Here is a 19,369-nt window from a genome sequence, read left to right as displayed (position 1 = left end):
ACAGTCGGCGGTTGTGGAGGCCGACCACCTGGGCGGCGTGAGACCGATCAGCTCTTCGGCGCGTCGAAGAAGTAGACCTCGCCGAGGTTGGTGGCCGTCGCGACACGACCCGACGACGACACCGCCACACCGGTCGCGAACCCGACCGCCTGCGGGAGATCGAGGGTCCGCTTCGTCGTGCCGTCGGTCGCCGACACCTCGAGGAGTTTGAGGGCCTTGTCGTCGCCCGCCCGGACCACCGTCCACAGCGTCTTCGCAGACGTCAACGCCGAGAGGCTCACGGTCTGCAGATCGGTACGCTGCCAGGCTGCTTCGGCCCTGTCGCCGCGATCGCGGATGGCCCGCAACGGCGCCCCGATCACCCCGGTGGGCACGATGGTGCCGTCCGGAGAGACCGTCATCGTGCCGAAGCCGTACCCGCCGATGAAGAAGTCCCACTTGCGTTTCCCGGTCGCCGCATCGAGTGCGTAGATGCTGCCCAGCCGGTCGAACACGTACAGCGTCTTCCGATCGGCCGACAGCGTGGGTGTCCCGATCACGCCGCTGGGGATCTGCGTCGTCCAGCTGTCGCGCAGTGCGCGGTCGCCGTTGACCTCGCTGTAGCTCAGCGCCCGCACCTCCGAGGCGATCGCGCCCTGCGGCCAGAAATTGATATAGAACCGCTGTGCCTGTTCGTCGACGGCGGGACTCGCCCCGATCGCGCAGTTCGGACCGGCCGAGACACAGTCGCCGAGACCGAAGGACGGCTGCGACGCGTCGGCGTCGGGTCGCAACGACACCCCCGGCGCCACCGCCTGACCGGTCTGCGAATCCAGCAGCAGCACCTGACCCTGGGTCGTGGTGACCAGCACCGTGCCGGGCCCGGCGAACTTCGCCGACACGGGTACGCCGACGGTGGGGAAGCGCCACCGGATCCCACCGCTGCCGGTGTAGGCCAGGAACAATCCGGCCTCACCGAGGTACACGTTGTCGTACTGGTCGACGAGCATCGAGTTCAGCTCGACCCCGGCGGTCATCCGCTTGCAGAAGTTCTTCCGACCGGCGCGCGAATCGAGCACGAAGACATTGCAGCCGTTGTCGGTTCGGGACGTGACACCGACGTTCTGGCGACCCGAGATGGTCAGCGGCGCCGAGATCGGTCCGCCGGTCGGCCTGGTCCACGACAACGTGAGGTCGTTCGGCGACGTCGGGTACGCGAAGTTCGAGTTCGAGGCGTTGCCGCCGTAACTCGACCACCCCGCACTCGGGATCGACCGCACGTCGTCGGTGCCGTCGGAACACGAGCTGATGGCCACCGCGGCGACGGCGAGCACCGCTGCGACACGGGCCACTGCCGCGGCCCGGACGGACCGTCGCGTTCGGGGGTGTCGCATGGTGCTCCTGTCTGATCGATCGACGGTGAGCCTATCGCGAGGTGCGTCGGCCCCGGCTCAGGCGGTGACACGCCTGGAGTTAGGGTGTGAGGCCATGACGAGCATGTGGAACGCCTCGCTGCGTTCGCGCCGACGCGCCGGACGGCGTCGCGACCCTGCTCAGACGCGATTTCTCACCCTCGACTCGCTGCGCTGGGTGATCACCCACCGCGCATGGACGCCCTGGTACCTGGTGCGATACGTGCGCCTGTGGCGTTTCCGGATGGCCAACCCGCACATCGTGTTGCGCGGCATGGTGTTCCTCGGCCGCAACGTCGAGATCCACGCGACACCCGAACTGTCCCGCATGGAGATCGGTCGGTGGGTGCACATCGGCGACGGCAACTCCATCCGATGCCACGAGGGGTCGCTGCGGATCGGCGACAAGGCGGTGTTCGGTGCGAACAACGTCGTCAACGCCTACATCGACGTCGAGATCGGTGCCTCCACGCTCGTCGCCGACTGGTGCTACATCTGCGACTTCGACCACCGCATGGACGACATCACCGTCCCCATCAAGGACCAGGGCATCGTGAAGGGCCCGGTCCGCATCGGCCCCGACACCTGGATCGCGGCGAAGGTGTCGGTGCTGCGCAACACCATCGTCGGACGCGGCTGCGTGCTCGGCTCGCACGCCGTGGTGCGCGGTGTGGTCCCCGACTTCTCCATCGCCGTCGGTGCGCCGGCGAAGGTGGTGCGCAACCGCGCCGAGGCCTGGGAGCAGGGGGCGCAGCAGCGCGCCGAACTCGAACGCGCGCTGGCCGACATCGAGCGCAAGAAGGCCGCGGCCCGCCCCTCCTAGACCGGCTCCCTCCGGCCGCGTCGACCGCTCAGCGGAGCAGCTTGATCTGACCGGCGTCGAGCATCGAGGCGAACATCTCCTCGAGCGACTCCTGCATGGGACGGTACGAGATCCCCAGCGCGGAACGACTCTTCGAGCTGTCGAGCCGCAGCGGCCGTCCCGAGCAGCGCTTCACGAAACGGCGATCGCGACCCACGAACGGGGCGACGGCCACCAGCACCGGGATCGGCAACGGGAAGCGCGGGAGCGGACGGCGGCGACCGAAACGGGGCAGCAGCGCCTTGCCCATCTCCAGCAGATCGGTGTCGGCGGCCGACAGGATGTGACGTCCCTTCGCGTCGGACAGGAAGGCCGCACGCACGTGCGCGGCGGCGACCTCGCGCACGTCGACGACGCCGATCTTGATCCGCGGCGCCCCGAACGCCATCATCCCGTTGCCGAGCTGACTGACGATCGCGAAGCTCTCCGACGTGGGGTTCGGTCCGATCGCGGGCCCGATCACCAGCGACGGGTTGATCACCACCAGATCCCACCGCGTCTGCGCCTCGGCGATCTCCCAGGCCTTCTTCTCGGCCAGGGTCTTCGACAGGTTGTACGGCTCGTAGGCGAGCGTCGCCGAGGTGTTCCAGTCGTCCTCGGTGAGGGTGCCGCCGGCGCGCTCACAGTCGACGGCGTCGGTGTAGATCGCGGCCACCGAACTGGTGAGCACGACCCGACGGACCGACTCGGTGCGGTTGGCCGACTCGAGCACCGTGCGCGTGCCCTCCACCGCCGGATCGACGAGTTCCTTCTGCGGGTCCTTCACCGCCGTCGTGAACGGCGAGGCGGTGTGGAACACGATCGAACATCCGGCCATGGCCTCGTCGTAGGAGCCGTCGCGGAGCAGATCGGATGCGAAGAAACGGATCTCACCGGGGGCGTTGTCGGCGAGTCGACGCAGATGCGCGGTCTTGCGCTCGTTGCCGGGGTCGCGGACCGCGGCGTGCACGGTCACCCCGGCGTCGAGCAGATCGGAGATCAGCCACCCGGCGACATAGCCGGTGGCCCCGGTGACCAGAACAGGCGAGGTGGTGTCGATGTCGAAGTCCATGCGTGCAGGCTATCCGCCTGTGGCGGCCGCACGACTACGGCTTCTCGACATCCCGATCGGGTAAGGGACGTTCCACAATCGTCGGCCGACCGAGGTTGTGACGGATCCTGCGCTTGGCCCCGGTCAGCACCTCCGCGGTGCGTTCGGCGATCAGCGGCCACGAGAACTCCTCGGTGAGCCGATCGCGTGCGTTGCGGGCCCGACGCTGCGCCGCGGCCGGGTCGTCGAGCACCCCGCGCACCGCGGTCGCCAACCCGGCGATGTCGCCGGGCCGGAAACTCGAACCGGTCAGCCCGTCGGTGACCGCCTCGCCAAGACCTCCGGCGGTCGACGTCACGAGCGGGGCGCCGGTCGCCGCGGCCTCGAGGGCCACGATCCCGAACGGCTCGTAGCGGCTGGGCAACACGATGGCCTCGCACGCCTGCATCAGCGTGATCAACCCGTCATGGCCCACCGGTCCCGCGAAGGCGACGGCACGCGACACCCGGTGGCGACGGGTCAGCTCACGCAGCCACGCCTCCTGGGTGCCGTCGCCGGCGATGGTGAGAGTCGTCCCCGGGTGGGTGCGACGGATCCGGGGCAGGGCCGCGATGAGGTCCTGGATTCCCTTCTCGTACTCGAGACGGCCGGCGTAGAGCAGCGACGGGGGGCCACCGCCGACACGGCGCGGCGCGTACGGCCACGTGGTGATGTCGATGCCGTTGTGGATGGTGTGGATCTCGGCGAGGTCGGGCCCGAACAGTCGGGTCACCTCGTCGTGCATCGACGCCGAACAGGTGATCAGCGCATCGGATTCCCGCGCGAGCCACCACTCGACCGAGTGCACCTGACGGTTGATGGTCCCGCTGACCCAGCCGCTGTGGCGCCCCGCCTCGGTGGCGTGGACGGTCGCGACGAGCGGGACGTCGAAGAACTCGGCGAGAGCGATCGAGGGATGGGCGACGAGCCAGTCGTGGGCGTGCACGACGTCGGGCCGCCACGCCTCCCCGTCGCGGGACCGGATCCGCAACCCGGCACGGATCATGCTGTGCCCCATGGCCAGTGTCCACGCCATCATGTCGTCGCTGAAGTCGAAGGCGGGCGGGTCCTCGGCGGTGGCGATGACGCGCACCCCCTCGGCCACGACGTCGGTCGGCGGGTGGCTGACCGCGTCCGAGCCGGTCGGTCGACGCGTCAGCACGACGACGTCGTGGCCTGCAGCGGCCAACGCGACACTGAGCTGGTGGACGTGGCGCCCCAGTCCGCCCACCACCACCGGCGGGTACTCCCACGAGACGACCAGGATCCTCATCGCGACCCCGTGCTCGTGTGCGCTGCGGTCATCGGGTCAACCGCCTGGCGTCGAGACCTCCGAAGAGGTTGTCGGCGCGGTGCCAGTCCTGCGCCAGGCGCGCGGCGAGCCGTTCGCGCCCGGTGGCCGCCGCGCGGGCGATCTCCCGGGTCGCGTGGGCGTGCTTGTGGGCGCGGTCGCGCGCGTAGCCGGCGGCGGAATCCTTCGACACCATGAACGCCCAGTCCGACGCCACCGTCATCAGGGCCTCGCGCAAGATCTGGTCGGACACCCGGTCGCGGGTGCCGCGGGAGGCGTCGAGTCGCTTGTCGACGGTGTCGAGCGCGGTGCGGACCACGTCGCGGTTGAGCTCGACGAGGTCGGTGACCGCGGGTCCGTCCCACACGCGCCAGTCCTTGCCCGACCCCCACGACGACGGACCGAGATCGACCGGGGTGCCGACGAATCCGCCCGTGCGGGCGTCGGCGAGGGTGCCGACGCGGACACCGATCTCGGGGAGCCGCCGCAGCACCGCCTCGAGCCACTGCGGTCCCTCGTGCCACCAGTGTCCGAACAGTTCGGTGTCGAAGGCGGCGACGACGAGGGCGGGCCGTCCGATGCGTGCCGACTCGTCGATCAGCCGTTCCCGGACACGCTGCGCGAAATCCTCGACGTGGGTGGCGATCGCGACCTGTGCGCGCGCCGGGTCGTAGGGAGCCTTGTCCGGCCCGGCGACACCGCGACCGGTGACACGGGCGGGTTTGAGCCCGAAATCGTGGTCGTAGGTGTGGAAGTCGCGGTAGGCGGCGTGGCCGGGATATCCCGACCGCGGCGACCACACGCGGTAGCTGATGTCGAGATCCCGCCCGAACGCGACGACGTCGGAGCCGCCCACGGGGCGACCCAGTGCGGTGTCGCCGTGCAGGGCCGGTCCGTCGACCATGAAGTGGGAGACGCCCGCGGCGTCGTACTCGGTATCCATACCCGGCGCGAAGGCGCACTCGGGAGCCCAGATCCCCTGCGGCGTCGAGCCGATCCGGGCGGCGGTGTCGGTGAGACCCTCGGCCAGGGTGAAGCGACGCATCCGCGGATCGAGGAGCGGCGAGAACGAGTGCGCCAGTGGACCGCCCAGCACCTCGACGGTGCCGGCGTCGACGAGGGCGCGCAGACCACCTGATCCGCCGTGGCGCCAATGGGTCTCGAAGTCGGCCAGCGCGGCGCCGGCGTCCCGGAACTCACGACGGCCCAGTTCCGCCGACGCCGGGCCCGCGGTCGCGGCCTCGGCGGCACGCAACTGCCACGACGCCAGCCACTCGTGCATCGCCGACAGGCAGTGGGGGTCGTCGAGCGCGGCGGCCAGCACCGGGGTGACGCCGAGGCTCAGCTGACCGGTGAACCCGTCGGCGGCCAATCGGCGCAGCACCGCGAACAGCGGCTGATACGACCCGGCCCACGACTGGTAGAGCCATTCCTCGCCCACCGGCCATCGGCCGTGGTTCGCCAACCACGGCAGATGCGAATGGGCGACGAGGGTGAACTGCCCGGGGACCTCGTCGGCGCCGGAACGCGGCGTCACCGCAGGACGGCGACCGCGAGGAGATCCAGACTGGCCTCGATGTCGTCCGGGTGGATCTCGAAGTCGCTGGTGAGGATGCTGCCGACGTCGGCGGTCAGCGCGACCGGCCACGGTTCGCCGGCGAGCGCGCGGTTGATCTGGGCGTCGATGAACGATCCGTTCCAGCGCTTGTCGAGCGCGCGCAGGGCAGGTCCGTGGTGGACACCGAGCATCGAGGTGACCTCGAAACCGTTGTCGGTGAGCAGATCGCGGAGTTCGGTGGGGTCGAGCTCGCGGGTGTGGAACGGGTTGAGCGGGGTGTCGCGCCCGGGGGAGAAGGTGATGCGGTTCGGGGTGCTCATGAACAGGGCGCCGCCCGGGCGCAGCACGCGCGCGCACTCGCGGACGAACAACGGCTGATCCCAGAGGTGTTCGATCACCTGGAAGTTGACGACGGTGTCGACGGAGTCGTCGGGCAGCGGCAGGTCGACGAGGTTGCCGCGGTGCACGACGAGGCGCGGGTAGCGGGCGCGGGCGTGATCGACGGCGCTGGCGTCGTAGTCGACGCAGATGACCTCGGCGGCGACGTCGGCGAGCATGTCCGCGCCGTACCCCTCACCCGAGCCCGCCTCGAGCACCGTGGCCCCGGTGCACGCGTCGAGGACGTGGGCGTAGGCGATCTCGTGGCGGCGGAACCAGTAGTTCTCCTCGGCGATGCCGGGGGCGGTGCGCTCGCCGGTCAGCACCATGGTCTGGGCAGCAGACGGCGGCGCGGCCGCGGTCCGGGCAGCAGCGCCGACGTCCTCGCTGGTGTTCGTCGTCGGGGCGTTCGTCATTCGGGGGAGCCTAATGGCATCGGTCTCGTCGACGTTGCGAGTGTCCCTGTCGCCGGTGGTGTGAGCGATGTCTCCGACCGCCGCCCGACCTGCTACTACGCGGTGTCCTACAGGGCCGGATATGGGGATACAGTGGAAGGGAGCGCTTTACCTTACCGGGCAGTAAGTTTACGGTGAGTTCACGAATTTCCGAGCTGGAGGTCGATGAGGACCATGACGAACATCGTCGTTTTGATCAAGCAGGTTCCGGACACCTGGTCCGAGCGCAAGTTGTCCGATGGCGACTACACGCTGGACCGCGAGGCCGCCGACGCGGTGCTCGACGAGATCAACGAGCGCGCCGTCGAGGAGGCGCTCCAGATCAAGGAGTCCAGCGGTGGCGAGGTCACCATCCTGTCCGCCGGTCCCGAGCGGACCACCGACGCCATCCGCAAGGCGTTGTCGATGGGTGCCGACAAGGCCATCCACATCAAGGACGACCAGATGCACGGCTCCGACGCCGTCCAGACGGCCTACGTCCTCGCGCGTGCCCTGGGCACCGTCGAGGGTGTCGAGCTGGTCATCGCCGGCAACGAGGCGACCGACGGCCGCGGCGGCGCGGTGCCGTCGATGATCGCCGAGTACCTCGAGCTCCCGCACCTGACGCACCTGCGCAAGCTGACCGTCGAGGGCGACACTCTCACCGGTGAGCGCGAGACCGACGAGGGCATCACCCACGTGCAGTCGTCGCTGCCCGCGATCGTCAGCGTGAACGAGAAGATCAACGAGCCGCGCTTCCCCTCGTTCAAGGGGATCATGGCCGCGAAGAAGAAGGAAGTCCAGGTCGTGAGCCTGGCCGAGATCGGCGTCGAGTCCACCGACGTGGGCCTCGACAACGCGGGTTCGACGGTCACGTCGTCGGTCCCCAAGCCGCCGAAGACCGCGGGTGAGCGGGTCACCGACGAAGGCGACGGTGGCACCAAGGTCGCCGAGTACCTCGTCGGCCAGAAGATCATCTGACCCCCGACACCCGACACACACAGGAGCGTAAGAACATGGCAGAAGTACTGGTACTCGCCGAGCTGGACGCCGAGGGTGCACTCAAGAAGGTCACCTCCGAGCTCATCACCGCGGCGCGTTCGCTGGGTAGCCCGTCGGTCGTCGTCGCGGGCAAGCCCGGGACCGCCGACGCCGTCATCGACGGCCTCAAGGAGGCCGGCGCGGAGAAGGTCTACGTCGCCGAGTCCGACGACGTCGAGGGCTACCTGATCAGCCCCAAGGTCGACATCCTCGCCGCCGTCGCCGAGCAGGCCTCGCCGGCCGGCATCATCGTCGCGGCCAACGCCGACGGCAAGGAGATCTCGGGCCGTCTCGCGGTGCGCCTCGGCTCGGGCATCCTCTATGACGTCGTCGAGATCAAGGACGACAAGACCGGCGTCCACTCCATCTTCGGTGGCGCGTTCACCGTCGAGGCGCAGCCCAAGGGCGACATCCCGATCTACTCGATCCGCCCCGGTGGCGTCGAGGCCGCACCGCAGGCCGGCGCCGGAGAGCGCGTCGACGTCGAGGTTCCCGCCCCGGCCGCGAACGCCGTCAAGATCACCAAGGTCGAGCCCATCGTCGGTGGCGACCGCCCCGAGCTGACCGAGGCGTCGATCGTCGTCTCCGGTGGCCGTGGCGTCGGCAGCGCCGAGAAGTTCTCGGTCGTCGAGGACCTCGCCGATTCGCTCGGTGCCGCCGTCGGTGCCTCGCGCGCCGCCGTCGACTCCGGCTACTACCCGGGCCAGTTCCAGGTCGGTCAGACCGGCAAGACCGTGTCGCCGCAGCTCTACGTGGCACTCGGCATCTCCGGTGCCATCCAGCACCGCGCCGGCATGCAGACCTCGAAGACCATCGTCGCGGTCAACAAGGACGAAGAGGCACCCATCTTCGAGATCGCCGACTACGGCATCGTGGGCGACCTGTTCGACGTCGCGCCGCAGCTGACCGAGGCGGTCAACAAGCGCAAGTGATGACCTGATCATCACCGTCTCCACCATGTGACCCCCGGCCTCGGCCGGGGGTCACATGCATGTCAGGCCCCATTCACCCTGGCCGGGGGAGTTCATCGGGTCTCCATCGACACGACACTCGACCGGTGCTGCCGTGTCCGGTTCGGCAACTAGACCTGTGGCCATGGGCAATTCACCGATCTCCACGCTGCGGCGACCGCTCCGCGGGACGGCGCAGCCCCTGCTCGCCGGGTCGCGCTACGCGCTGTCGGTCTCGTCGGCACCCGCCGATGTCGAGGCCGCCCAGCGTCTGCGCCACGCCGTGTTCTCGACCGAGCCGGGCTTCGGTGGCTCCATGGACCACGCGGTCGACGGACGCGACCGCGACCGCTTCGACGAGCACTGCGACCACGTCGTCGTGCGACACCTGCCCAGCGACGAGGTCGTCGGGTGCTACCGGATGCTGCCGCCGCCCGGCGCCATCGCCGCGGGCGGGCTCTACACCGCCACCGAGTTCGACCTGCGCGCGCTCGAGCCGATCGCCGCCGAGACCGTCGAGATGGGTCGGGCGTGTGTGGCACCCGAACACCGCTCGGGCGCGGTGATGTCGCTCATGTGGTCGGGCATCCTCCGCTACCTCGACCTCGCCGGCTACCGCTTCGTCGTCGGGTGCACCTCGGTACCGGTCGACCCCGGTGACGGCACCGCGCCGGGCTCGGTCGTCCGCGCGGTCCGCGACCTCGTCAACGCCCGCCACCGCGCACCGTGGGAGGTCCACCCGCTGCGGCCGGTCGTGATCGACGGCCGTGCGCTCGTCGACATCGCCCCCGCGGTCGGCACCCCCACACCACCGCTGCTGTCGGGGTATCTGCGCATCGGGGCGCAGATCTGCGGCGAACCGTCGCACGACCCCGACTTCGGGGTCGCCGACTTCGTCACCGTGCTCGACACCACGCGGGCCAACACCCGATATCTCGACCGACTGCGGTCGGCCGCCGACGCCGCGCAGGCGTGAGCAGAGAGGCAGTCATGACAGACGTCACGCACCACCGGATCACCCGCGACGAGTTCACCCCGATCGAGGCGACAGACCCCGCCCCCGCCCGGCACGCCTGGTTCCCCTCGAGCCCCTGCGGCGCGGGCTGCATCACCGCCGCGCCCACCACACGCGGTCGGGGCGCCGTCGCACTGCGCATCGCCGCGGTGGCGGCCACCGTCGGCTGGCTCGTGCCCGTCGGCGCGATGGTGCAGCTGCTCCCGCGTCCGCTGCGACGCCGGTTCATCCGGGTGGCCGCACACTCGCTGCTGGGGGCACTGGGCATCGGGGTCGAGATCGACGATCGACGGCCGTTCGCCGGCCGCGGAGCCGGGCTCGTCGTCGCCAACCACACCTCGTTCCTCGACATCGTCGCCATCGCGACGGTCGTCCCGGCCCGCTTCGTCGCGAAGTCCGAACTGCAGGGATGGCCGGTGATCGGCGGGTTGGCGCGACGGCTCGGCGTGATCGGCATCCACCGGGAGTCGTTGCGGCAGTTGCCCACCGTGCTCGAACAGATGGTCGCCGGGCTCCACGCCGACGACGCGGTGGGTGTCTTCCCCGAGGGCACCACGTGGTGCGGTCGGTCGGGCGGACGATTCCGACCCGCGCTGTTCCAGTCGGCCGTGGACACCGGCGCGTCGGTCCTGCCGATGCACGTCGGATTCCGCGCCGGTGGAGTCGACATCTCGACGATCCCGGCGTTCATCGGTGACGACGACCTCCTCGACACGGTGCGGCGCATCCTCACCACCCGCGATCTCACCGTCTGCGTACGCCTGCACGAACTGCAGTTCCCCGGCACCGACCGCCGCGAGCTGGCGGGGCGCTGCGAACGCCTCGTGTTCGGACCGGTGTCGTTGCCGCCCGCTGCCGCCGACCTCGATCGGGTGCACGCGCTGACCCTCGCCGGATGACCCCTGCCGGATGACCCGGTGAGCGCCGCGGGCCGCCCGTGGCCCGCGGCACACCGACGGCCGAAATGTTCGGGGCCTGCGCACCGTTATCCTTGGACGACCATGCCCACATCCGGTGACGCCCCCGTCTACCTCGACAACGCCGCCTCGACAGCCATGCTGCCCGAGGCCGTCGAGGCGATGACGCGGATCATGGCCGACCCCGGCAATGCCTCGTCGCTGCACGGATCGGGCCGCCGCGCCCGGCGCCACCTGGAGGAGGCGCGCGAATCCGTCGCCGCGTCGGTCGGGGCGCGACCGTCGGAGGTCATCTTCACCGCCGGCGGCACCGAGAGCGACAACCTCGGCATCAAGGGCATCTTCTGGGCCCGTCGTCGCGCCGACGCCCGTCGGCGCCGCATCGTGATCTCCGCGGTCGAACACCACGCGGTGATCGACCCCGCCCAGTGGCTCGCCGACCGCGGCGACGCCGACCTCGTGCTCCTGCCCGTCGACGCCGACGGGACCGTGTCGCCGGCCGCCCTGCGCGCGGAACTCGCCGCCCATCCCCACGACACCGCGCTGGTGTCGGTGATGTGGGCGAACAACGAGGTGGGCACCATCGAACCCGTCGCCGACCTCGCCGCGGTCGCCGCCGAGTTCGGCGTCCCCATGCACTCCGACGCGATCCAGGCCGTCGGTCACATCCCGGTCGACTTCACCGCCGCGGGCCTGGCCGCCATGAGCATCGCGGCGCACAAGTTCGGCGGCCCGCACGGCGCCGGCGCCCTCGTGCTGCGACGCGACGTCGAGTGCGTACCCCTGCTCCACGGTGGCGGCCACGAGCGCGACATCCGCTCGGGAACCCCCGACGCCGCCGCCGCGGTCGGCATGGCCACCGCGTTGCGGGTGTCCGTCGCCGGGCTCGACTCCTCGATGGTGCGGGTCGCCGCGCTCCGCGACCGGCTGCTCGACGCGCTGTCGGGCACCGAGGGCTGCATCGTCAACGGTCCGCTCGGTGACCGCAGGTTGCCCGGCAACGCCCATGTCGCCTTCCGCGGCTGCGAGGGTGACTCGCTGCTGATGCTGCTCGACGCCCACGGCATCGAGTGCTCGACCGGCTCGGCGTGCACCGCGGGCGTCGCGCGCGCCAGCCACGTCCTGTTGGCGATGGGGATGTCGACCGCGGACGCCCGCAGCAGCCTCCGTTTCTCGCTCTCGCCGTCGACGACCACCGCCGACGTCGACCGCGTCGCCGCGGTCATCGACGAGGTCGTCGACCGCGCGCGCACCGCCGGCATGGCCAGCGTCTCGGCGGGGGAGTACTGATGCGCGTCCTGGCCGCCATGAGCGGCGGTGTCGACTCGGCCGTGGCCGCCGCACGCGCGGTCGACGCCGGCCACGACGTCGTCGGGGTCCACCTGGCGCTGTCGACCGCGCCGGGCACACTGCGCACGGGCAGCCGCGGCTGCTGCTCGAAGGAGGACGCCGGCGACGCCCGCCGCGTCGCCGACATCCTCGGCATCCCGTTCTACGTCTGGGATTTCGCCGACCGGTTCAAAGAAGACGTGATCGACGAGTTCGTCGGCGCCTACGCCGCGGGCGACACCCCCAACCCGTGCCTGACGTGCAACGAGAAGATCAAGTTCTCGGCGCTGTCCGAACGCGCCGAGGCACTCGGTTTCGACGCCGTCGCCACCGGGCACTACGCGCGCCTCGTCGACGGCGAGTTGCGTCGCGCGGTCGACGAGGACAAGGACCAGTCGTACGTGCTCGCGGTGCTGACGGCGCGACAGCTCGCGCACGCGATGTTCCCGATCGGGGACACCCCCAAGAGCGAGATCCGGGCCGAGGCGGCACGCCGCGGCCTCGCCGTCGCCGACAAGCCCGACTCCCACGACATCTGCTTCATCCCCTCGGGCGACACCCGCGCGTTCCTCGGGGCGCGGATCGGGATCCGGACGGGCAAGGTCGTCGACGCCGTCACCGGCGAGTCGCTGGCCGACCACGACGGCGTGCACGGATTCACCATCGGTCAGCGCAAGGGACTCGGGATCGACGCCCCCGCCGCCGACGGCTCCCCGCGCTACGTCACGGCCATCGATTCCGCGACCGCCACGGTCACCGTCGGTCCCCGCGATCGTCTCGACGTGTGGTCCATCGACGCCGAACGCGCGGTGTGGACCACGGGCACCGTCCCCGACGAGGACATCGACTGCGTCGTGCAGGTGCGCGCACACGGCGGGCTGGCCCCCGCCAGAGTGCGCCCGTCCGCCGACGGCACGGCATTCACCGTCGAACTCGGTGAACCGCTGACCGGTGTCGCGCGCGGCCAGGCCGCGGTGCTCTACCGGCCCGACGCCGCGCGCGGCGACGAGGTCATCGGCTGCGGCCGCATCGTGCGCGCGTGAGCGCCGCCGACCGGTCCGGTCCCCCCACCGGTGTGGCCACCGGCGTCGGTTCGATGCCCGGGCGCGATCCCCGCACCGCGGCCGAGGTGGTGGCCGGTGAGGTCGAACTCGTGGCGCTACCCGAGCTACCCGACCGCGGCATCGGCGCGGACATGATCGGTCGCTGTGCCGCCCTGCTCGTCGGGATCCCGATGGACACCAGCGCGTCGGGATACCGCCTCGCGACCGGGACATCGATGATGGCCCGCCGCGCCCGCGACATGCTCGCCGCCGACCTCGACGCGTTCGAGGAGATCTGGGAGACCCGCGGTCTCCAGGGCGACCGACCATGGGTGAAGGTGCAGATCTGCGGCCCGTTCACCCTCGCCGCGTCGGTGGAGATGGCCAACGGGCACAAGGCGTTACACGACCGCGGGGCGTGGACCGATCTCGTCGGCTCCATCGCCGAAGGCGCGGCGAACCACGCCGCGGAACTGCGCCGCCGGCTCGGGGCGGACGTGATCGTCCAGGTCGACGAACCCCTCATCGACCGCGTCATCGAGGGCAGCATCACTCCGCTGTCGCGCCTCGACGTCATCGACCCGGTACCGGCGGCGACGGTCGCCGAACATCTCGACACCCTCGTCGACGTCGTCGGGGGCCCGGTGATCCTGCACCACTGCGGGCGCCGGTTCCCGTGGCAGGTCGCCGCCCAGACGCGGCTCTGGGGGGTCTCGCTCGACATCGACTCGATCGGCGTCCGCCGCGGATCCACGGCCGACCTCGACGGCTTCGGCGAGCTGATCGACCGCGGCACCGTGGTGGCGCTGGGCGCCGTGCCGAGCACCCGGCCCACACCCGAACGTCACGTCGAGCACGTGGTCGACGCGGTGACCGCTCTCGTCGACACCATCGGCATCTCCCACGACGTGTTCACCGAGCAGATGATCATCACCCCGACCTGTGGGCTGGCCGGCGCCGACACCGACTGGGCACGCGCCGCGCTGACGATGGCCACCGCCGTCGCCGAGGCCCTGCCCCAGCAGTAGCAACCCCGTCGCGGGCAGGCGCGGTTCAGGCGCGGATGGTGACCGTGGTCCCCACGCCGGCCCACTTGTACAGCGACGCCATCGTCGCGCCCGGGACGTGCACACATCCGCGTGAGCCGTTGGTGCGGTAGCGCGGACTGCCGTAGTCGAAGTTCTGCCACGGCGAGTCGTGGAACCCGAAATCGCCGAAGAACGGCATCCAGTAATGGACGAACACCCGATAGTCGGTGCCGACGAGGTAGCGGTCGGTCTCCTCGGCGACGATCTCCCACGTCCCGGTCGGGGTGCGGTCGGTGCGGTTGTCGATCCCGGTGGTGATGTAGGACGCCTCGACCAGCGATGACGTGTCGCACATCCGCATCCGCTGCTCGGAGATGCTCACGACGATCGACTTGCCCCCGGCGGCGTTCCGGCACACCGCATTGTCGGCCGCGTCGATCGAGGAGGTTCTCGGAGCCGCGCTCGTCGGTGCCGCCGAGGTGACGGCGGCGGTCACCGCGCGGGGCGACGGTGACGTGGAGAAGGATCCTGCGACCAGGACACCCGACACGATCAATGCCAGCGGCACCACGATCAACGCCCACCAGTAGTCGCGCGACCACCCCGTGAGGTCGTTTCGCAGGCGAAGGGGCATGGCCACCAGGATGGCACAAGGGGCGGCCCGGCGATGTCAGCGCTGGTCGAGCTGTCGCACGAGTCGCGCGGGGGCGATGCGGCGGTAGCTCGTGTCGATCAGCTCGCCCACCTCGTCCCAGTCCGGACCTCCCGACAGATCGAGGCCCAGCCACCCGGCCGGACCGAGGTAGGTGGGGACGAACACCCGCGGATCGGCCCGCAACGCGTCGGCCTCGGCCGGATCGGGGTGGAACAGGATCGACTGTTCCCTGCGCTCGCCGCCCCGGATCGACCCGCCGTAGTGGCAGAACACCCGACCGCAGCGGAACGTCGGCCGGCCGTGCGCGATCACCTCGGTCGATTCCGGGAACGCCCTCGCGATGTCGCGGACGCGACCCAGCACCGGGTCGTCGTCATCGAACATGATCGGGTGCGGCATGCGGTCGACGATCGCACAGACGCACGGCCCCCCGCGCCCGGTCGAGCGGACTCGGGGTGTCGGTGCCGTCGACTAATCTCACGCAGGTGGACGACAGCACCCAGGGCACCGCAGATTCGACCGACGGGGGCTCGGCCGATGCGGGCGTGCGCACGCAGTGGTCGGAGTTGGCCGAGGAGGTCCGCGAGCACCAGTTCCGCTACTACGTCAAGGATTCCCCGGTCATCACCGACGGCGAGTTCGACGCGTTGCTGGGCCGGTTGCAGCAACTCGAGGCCGACCACCCCGAACTCGCGACGCCCGACTCGCCCACCGCGCTCGTCGGCGGGGGCTTCGCCACCGAGTTCGCCGCCGTCGACCATCTCGAACGGATGCTGTCGCTGGACAACGTCTTCGACGCCGACGAGATGCGCACCTGGATCGACCGCGTCGAGGCCGACGCCGGCACCGGCCTCGACTACCTGTGCGAGCTGAAGATCGACGGCGTCGCGTTGGCGTTGGTCTACGAGAACGGCGTCCTGGTGCGCGGCACCACACGCGGCGACGGTCGCACCGGAGAAGACGTCACCCTCAACGCCAAGACGATCGACGACATCCCCCACCGGCTCACCCCCAGCGACGACCACCCGACGCCGGAGATCATCGAGGTGCGCGGTGAGGTCTTCTTCCGGGTCGAGGACTTCGAGGCGCTCAACGCCTCCCTGGTGGCCGAGGGCAAACCCCCGTTCGCCAACCCCCGCAACTCGGCCGCGGGATCGCTGCGTCAGAAGAACCCCCAGATCACCGCGCGGCGTCGCCTCGGGATGATCTGTCACGGCATCGGCAAGTTGCAGGGGTATGCGCCCGAGTCGCTGCACGAGGCCTACCTCGCGCTGGGGGCGTGGGGTCTGCCGGTCTCGGCCCACACCACGAAGCTGTCGGGCGCGCAGGAGATCTTGGACAAGATCGCCTACTGGGGCGAACACCGCCACGACGTCGAGCACGAGATCGACGGCATCGTCGTCAAGGTCGACACCACCGCACTGCAGCGTCGGCTGGGCTCCACCTCGCGCGCTCCCCGCTGGGCCATCGCCTACAAGTACCCGCCGCAGGAGGCGACCACGAAGCTTCTGGACGTGAAGGTCAACGTAGGGCGCACAGGCAGGGTCACGCCGTTCGCGTTCATGGAACCCGTGTTGGTAGCGGGTTCCACCGTCTCGCGCGCGACCCTGCACAACGCTTCAGAGGTCAAACGCAAGGGTGTGCTGATCGGTGACACCGTCACCATCCGCAAGGCCGGCGACGTGATCCCCGAGGTGCTCGGCCCGGTGGTCGATCTGCGTGACGGGAGCGAGCGGGAATTCGAGATGCCCACCCGGTGTCCCGAATGCGGCACCGAACTGCGACACGAGAAAGAGGGCGACGCCGACATCCGCTGTCCCAACTCGCAGTTCTGTCCGGCGCAGCTCCGAGAGCGGTTGTTTCATGTTGCCGGCCGCGGTGCGTTCGACATCGAGGCGCTCGGCTACGAAGGAGCCACCGCACTTTCTTCCTCGCCGGTCATGGCGAATGAAGGTGATCTGTTCTCGCTCACCGCTGACGACCTCGCGAAGGTTGGTCTGTACGTCACCAACGACGGCGAGTTGTCCGCCAACGGCAGAGCCCTGCTGTCCAATCTCGAGAAGGCCAAGAAGGCGCCACTGTGGCGCGTGTTGGTCGCCTTGTCCATCCGGCACATCGGACCGTCGGCTGCACGCGCACTGGCCACCGAGTTCGGCACCCTCGAGGCGATCGCGGACGCGGACGTCGACCAGCTCGCGCAGACCGGCGGCCTGGCGAAGACGTTGGCCCAAAGCATCGTCGACTGGTTCGCCGTCGACTGGCACCGTGAGGTCGTCACTAAGTGGCGCGGTGCGGGCGTCCGGATGGCCGACGAACGCGACGAGTCCACGCCACGCACCCTGACCGGACTGAGCATCGTGGTCACCGGTTCCCTCGAGAACTACTCCCGCGACGGCGCGAAGGAGGCGATCCTCGTGCGCGGCGGCAAGGCGTCGGGATCGGTGTCGAAGAAGACCAGCTACGTGGTCGTCGGTGAGTCGCCGGGCACCAAGGCCGAGAAGGCCGAACAACTCGGGGTACCGATCCTCGACGAGGACGGTTTCACCGCGCTGCTGCGTGACGGACCACCCCCGGCTCCCGAACCCGAATCCGACGCGGAGACCGAGGCCGAGACGGACGCGGCCGACGACTAGGACAGGGCCAGCACGGTCGTGACGATCCGGCACAGATAGCCGATCCGCGCGATCTCCGACGGGCGGAAATCGGGTCCGCCCGATCGCCCGAGCAGCAGTGCCTTGGTCGCGACCCCGTCGGCGGCCACCCCGACCGGTGCGGCGGCCATGCGGGTGTCGGAGTCGCGCCACGACTGGGGCACCCACGCGGCGTCGGGATCGAGCTGGGTGGCCGCGCCGATCGGCAGGAAATCGACCCGGGTCAGCCGGGTCTCGGGTGCGCTCGAACTGGCGAACAGCTGGATGACACCGTCGCCGCCGGTGGTGATGACCGTGCTCCACGACACCCGCAGCACGCGCGGGGCGTTGTCGACGAGGACCTGCAGGCGGCGTGGTCCGTCGGCCGAGGCGATCTCGTCGACCAGTTCGAGCTCGCGGTGGGTCTCGAGGACCCCGGTGTAGGGGCGGATGGAGTCCACGCGGACCCCGTCGACGTTCTCCGCGGCGGTGATCAGGGTGTCGGGCAGCGATCCGCGGGGGACCTCGACGACGATGTCGTCGACCGCGTAGCCCTCACCGCGTTCGACGACGTCGAGGGAGAGGATGTCGGCGCCGACCGATCCCAGCGACACCGCGAGGAGGCCGAGGCTTCCCGGTCGGTCGGCCAGGTAGACCCGCAACAGATACGACACGTCCGACATTGTCACACCGCGGTCGCGGCCCCGCTGGACGCGAGGGGCCGCTCAGGCGGTCGGGACGCGACCCGGTTGCGCCGGATCGAGAGGCTCGATGCCCACGGCGGTGCCGTAGGCGCAGACCTCGATACCGGTGCCGCCGAACTCCGTGGTCTCGAAGCGGAACGCGACGACGGCGTTGGCGCCCTTCTGCTGCGCCTCGGCGGCCAGGCGCGACAACGCCTCCTGGCGGCAGTCGTGCAAAAGCTGGGTGACGCCCTTGAGTTCACCGCCCGCCATCGCCTTGAAACCGGCACCGATGTTCGAGCCGATGTTGCGTGACCTCACGGTGAGTCCGAACACCTCACCGAAGGTGAAGCCGATGCGGTAGCCCGGGATCTCGTTGCTGGTGACGATGATCATGGAGAGATGGTAGGTCGTTTCGGTGCGACGATGGGGCCATGTCATCGGTGCACGAGGAGTCCGCGCCCGACCCCGGGACCACGGGTGTCGGGACCACGCACGTCACGACGTCGGTGGCGCGGCGGATCGAACCGGGACGCGAACACGATTTCCTCGCCTGGACCGATGCGGGCATCGCCCTGGTGCGCACCTTCCCCGGATTCCTCGGGGGAGGGTGGCTGCGGTCGCCGTCGGATCCGTGCGAGTACTACGTGCTGTTCCGGTTCGCGAGCGAGAGCGACCTCGAGGACTGGATGGCGTCCCCGATCCGGCGTGCCTGGCTCTCGCGCGGTGAGGGTGTCGCGGTCGAGCGTGTGGTCCATCGACTCTCGGGGGTCGAGGGATGGTTCGAACCGCAGTCGACATTGACCCACGCGGTGCGGGTGGTCGGCGGGCCGCCGCCGCGCTGGAAGCAGGCGATCACCATCTGGCTCGGGTTCTTCCCGCTGAGCCTGGCGATCAACTTCGGGGTCATCGCCCACCTCGACGGGGTCCCGCTGGCCGCCAAGACCCTCATCGCGACCGTCATCAACACCCCGCTCATGGTCTACCTGGTGTTGCCGTGGATCACCGCCCGTCTCCGGCGTTGGTTGTAGCGGCCACTAGTCTTGAGCGGGCTGCGACCGTGGGTCGTGGCGTTTCGTCGCACGTCGAAGGGAT

The 19,369-nt window shown here is 70.1% G+C and carries 19 protein-coding genes; 10 read left to right on the top strand and 9 right to left on the bottom strand.

All coding sequences use genetic code 11. The features are described from left to right. Window positions 1-47: 47 nt before the first annotated feature. The gene (locus ASG12_RS13650; RefSeq protein WP_055790390.1) at window positions 48-1,373 is read right to left on the bottom strand and encodes an outer membrane protein assembly factor BamB family protein; all 1,326 of its coding nucleotides are present in this window, start codon (window positions 1,371-1,373) and stop codon (window positions 48-50) included. Between the two features lie 94 nt (window positions 1,374-1,467). Between ASG12_RS13650 and ASG12_RS13645 the strand changes: the two genes are divergently transcribed. Then, a complete protein-coding gene (locus ASG12_RS13645) occupies window positions 1,468-2,214 on the top strand; it encodes an acyltransferase (protein ID WP_055790387.1) in 747 nt (248 codons plus the stop codon). A gap of 28 nt (window positions 2,215-2,242) precedes the next feature. Here ASG12_RS13645 and ASG12_RS13640 read toward each other — a convergent pair whose 3' ends face one another. The 4 genes from ASG12_RS13640 to ASG12_RS13625 are packed head-to-tail and all read right to left on the bottom strand — an operon-like array spanning window position 2,243 to window position 6,965. Continuing rightward, a complete protein-coding gene (locus tag ASG12_RS13640) occupies window positions 2,243-3,304 on the bottom strand; it encodes an NAD-dependent epimerase/dehydratase family protein (RefSeq protein ID WP_055790385.1) in 1,062 nt (353 codons plus the stop codon). 34 nt (window positions 3,305-3,338) lie between these two features. After that, on the bottom strand, window positions 3,339-4,595 hold the full coding sequence (locus ASG12_RS13635; RefSeq protein ID WP_055790381.1) for a glycosyltransferase family 4 protein: 1,257 nt from the start codon (window positions 4,593-4,595) through the stop codon (window positions 3,339-3,341). A 28-nt stretch (window positions 4,596-4,623) separates the two neighbouring features. After that, the gene (locus tag ASG12_RS13630) at window positions 4,624-6,150 is read right to left on the bottom strand and encodes a 1,4-alpha-glucan branching protein domain-containing protein (protein WP_055790379.1); all 1,527 of its coding nucleotides are present in this window, start codon (window positions 6,148-6,150) and stop codon (window positions 4,624-4,626) included. Then, entirely contained in the window at window positions 6,147-6,965 is an 819-nt protein-coding gene (locus ASG12_RS13625) for a class I SAM-dependent methyltransferase (RefSeq protein ID WP_055790376.1), read from the bottom strand. The genes ASG12_RS13630 and ASG12_RS13625 overlap by 4 nt, the downstream gene beginning before the upstream one ends. 213 nt (window positions 6,966-7,178) lie before the next feature. On the opposite strand from ASG12_RS13625, the gene ASG12_RS13620 reads away from it, so the two are divergent. From ASG12_RS13620 to ASG12_RS13590, 7 genes are all read left to right on the top strand, one after another. After that, window positions 7,179-7,964: an electron transfer flavoprotein subunit beta/FixA family protein gene (locus tag ASG12_RS13620; protein ID WP_055790373.1), complete on the top strand. Its 786-nt coding sequence runs from the start codon at window positions 7,179-7,181 to the stop codon at window positions 7,962-7,964. Between the two features lie 35 nt (window positions 7,965-7,999). Continuing rightward, window positions 8,000-8,956, top strand: coding sequence for an electron transfer flavoprotein subunit alpha/FixB family protein (locus ASG12_RS13615; RefSeq protein ID WP_055790368.1), 957 nt, complete (start codon window positions 8,000-8,002; stop codon window positions 8,954-8,956). A 163-nt stretch (window positions 8,957-9,119) separates the two neighbouring features. After that, window positions 9,120-9,950, top strand: a complete 831-nt coding sequence (locus tag ASG12_RS13610) for a GNAT family N-acetyltransferase (protein WP_082502019.1) — start codon at window positions 9,120-9,122, stop codon at window positions 9,948-9,950. Window positions 9,951-9,964: 14 nt separating this feature from the next. Further along, on the top strand, window positions 9,965-10,888 hold the full coding sequence (locus ASG12_RS13605; RefSeq protein WP_055790365.1) for a lysophospholipid acyltransferase family protein: 924 nt from the start codon (window positions 9,965-9,967) through the stop codon (window positions 10,886-10,888). A 102-nt stretch (window positions 10,889-10,990) separates the two neighbouring features. After that, complete coding sequence (locus tag ASG12_RS13600; protein WP_055790362.1) at window positions 10,991-12,196, top strand: cysteine desulfurase family protein; 1,206 nt, start codon at window positions 10,991-10,993, stop codon at window positions 12,194-12,196. Further along, window positions 12,196-13,278, top strand: coding sequence for a tRNA 2-thiouridine(34) synthase MnmA (gene mnmA, locus ASG12_RS13595; RefSeq protein ID WP_055790361.1), 1,083 nt, complete (start codon window positions 12,196-12,198; stop codon window positions 13,276-13,278). Before ASG12_RS13600 ends, mnmA begins: the two co-directional genes overlap by 1 nt. Continuing rightward, entirely contained in the window at window positions 13,275-14,306 is a 1,032-nt protein-coding gene (locus tag ASG12_RS13590) for a vitamin-B12 independent methionine synthase (protein WP_235456825.1), read from the top strand. The genes mnmA and ASG12_RS13590 overlap by 4 nt, the downstream gene beginning before the upstream one ends. A 25-nt stretch (window positions 14,307-14,331) precedes the next feature. On the opposite strand, the gene ASG12_RS21290 is transcribed toward ASG12_RS13590, so the two are convergent. Then, entirely contained in the window at window positions 14,332-14,940 is a 609-nt protein-coding gene (locus ASG12_RS21290; protein ID WP_156378100.1) for a L,D-transpeptidase, read from the bottom strand. Window positions 14,941-14,976: 36 nt separating this feature from the next. Further along, window positions 14,977-15,360: an MmcQ/YjbR family DNA-binding protein gene (locus ASG12_RS13575; protein WP_055790352.1), complete on the bottom strand. Its 384-nt coding sequence runs from the start codon at window positions 15,358-15,360 to the stop codon at window positions 14,977-14,979. A gap of 146 nt (window positions 15,361-15,506) precedes the next feature. Between ASG12_RS13575 and ligA the strand changes: the two genes are divergently transcribed. Beyond that, window positions 15,507-17,594, top strand: a complete 2,088-nt coding sequence (gene ligA, locus ASG12_RS13570) for an NAD-dependent DNA ligase LigA (protein ID WP_443089097.1) — start codon at window positions 15,507-15,509, stop codon at window positions 17,592-17,594. Here ligA and ASG12_RS13565 read toward each other — a convergent pair. Together ASG12_RS13565 and ASG12_RS13560 are read right to left on the bottom strand one after the other, a co-directional pair. Then, on the bottom strand, window positions 17,591-18,274 hold the full coding sequence (locus ASG12_RS13565; protein ID WP_055790346.1) for a hypothetical protein: 684 nt from the start codon (window positions 18,272-18,274) through the stop codon (window positions 17,591-17,593). The genes ligA and ASG12_RS13565 overlap by 4 nt on opposite strands. Before the next feature lie 42 nt (window positions 18,275-18,316). Next, complete coding sequence (locus tag ASG12_RS13560) at window positions 18,317-18,670, bottom strand: YbjQ family protein (RefSeq protein ID WP_045823390.1); 354 nt, start codon at window positions 18,668-18,670, stop codon at window positions 18,317-18,319. Window positions 18,671-18,708: 38 nt separating this feature from the next. Between ASG12_RS13560 and ASG12_RS13555 the strand changes: the two genes are divergently transcribed. Further along, window positions 18,709-19,305 (top strand): antibiotic biosynthesis monooxygenase, encoded by a 597-nt coding sequence (locus ASG12_RS13555; RefSeq protein WP_055790343.1) that lies wholly within the window; start codon window positions 18,709-18,711, stop codon window positions 19,303-19,305. Window positions 19,306-19,369: the final 64 nt, after the last annotated feature.

Origin of the sequence: Williamsia sp. Leaf354 (assembly GCF_001424365.1) — a bacterium.
Taxonomy (GTDB): Bacteria; Actinomycetota; Actinomycetes; order Mycobacteriales; family Mycobacteriaceae; genus Williamsia_A.
The sequence above is the reverse complement of the archived record's forward strand: the minus strand, read 5'-3'. Positions and strand labels throughout refer to the sequence as shown.

What these genes read in the sequence shown, in the direction of transcription:
- ASG12_RS13615 (WP_055790368.1), top strand. Translation starts at nt 8,000, where the DNA reads ATGGCAGAAGTACTGGTACTCGCCGAGCTGGACGCCGAGGGTGCACTC.
- ASG12_RS21290 (WP_156378100.1), bottom strand. Translation starts at nt 14,940, where the DNA reads ATGCCCCTTCGCCTGCGAAACGACCTCACGGGGTGGTCGCGCGACTAC.
- ASG12_RS13600 (WP_055790362.1), top strand. Translation starts at nt 10,991, where the DNA reads ATGCCCACATCCGGTGACGCCCCCGTCTACCTCGACAACGCCGCCTCG.
- ASG12_RS13565 (WP_055790346.1), bottom strand. Translation starts at nt 18,274, where the DNA reads ATGTCGGACGTGTCGTATCTGTTGCGGGTCTACCTGGCCGACCGACCG.
- ASG12_RS13625 (WP_055790376.1), bottom strand. Translation starts at nt 6,965, where the DNA reads ATGACGAACGCCCCGACGACGAACACCAGCGAGGACGTCGGCGCTGCT.
- ASG12_RS13640 (WP_055790385.1), bottom strand. Translation starts at nt 3,304, where the DNA reads ATGGACTTCGACATCGACACCACCTCGCCTGTTCTGGTCACCGGGGCC.
- ASG12_RS13620 (WP_055790373.1), top strand. Translation starts at nt 7,179, where the DNA reads ATGACGAACATCGTCGTTTTGATCAAGCAGGTTCCGGACACCTGGTCC.
- ASG12_RS13560 (WP_045823390.1), bottom strand. Translation starts at nt 18,670, where the DNA reads ATGATCATCGTCACCAGCAACGAGATCCCGGGCTACCGCATCGGCTTC.
- ASG12_RS13555 (WP_055790343.1), top strand. Translation starts at nt 18,709, where the DNA reads ATGTCATCGGTGCACGAGGAGTCCGCGCCCGACCCCGGGACCACGGGT.
- ASG12_RS13650 (WP_055790390.1), bottom strand. Translation starts at nt 1,373, where the DNA reads ATGCGACACCCCCGAACGCGACGGTCCGTCCGGGCCGCGGCAGTGGCC.
- ASG12_RS13605 (WP_055790365.1), top strand. Translation starts at nt 9,965, where the DNA reads ATGACAGACGTCACGCACCACCGGATCACCCGCGACGAGTTCACCCCG.
- ASG12_RS13610 (WP_082502019.1), top strand. Translation starts at nt 9,120, where the DNA reads ATGGGCAATTCACCGATCTCCACGCTGCGGCGACCGCTCCGCGGGACG.
- mnmA (WP_055790361.1), top strand. Translation starts at nt 12,196, where the DNA reads ATGCGCGTCCTGGCCGCCATGAGCGGCGGTGTCGACTCGGCCGTGGCC.
- ASG12_RS13575 (WP_055790352.1), bottom strand. Translation starts at nt 15,360, where the DNA reads ATGCCGCACCCGATCATGTTCGATGACGACGACCCGGTGCTGGGTCGC.
- ASG12_RS13635 (WP_055790381.1), bottom strand. Translation starts at nt 4,595, where the DNA reads ATGAGGATCCTGGTCGTCTCGTGGGAGTACCCGCCGGTGGTGGTGGGC.
- ASG12_RS13645 (WP_055790387.1), top strand. Translation starts at nt 1,468, where the DNA reads ATGACGAGCATGTGGAACGCCTCGCTGCGTTCGCGCCGACGCGCCGGA.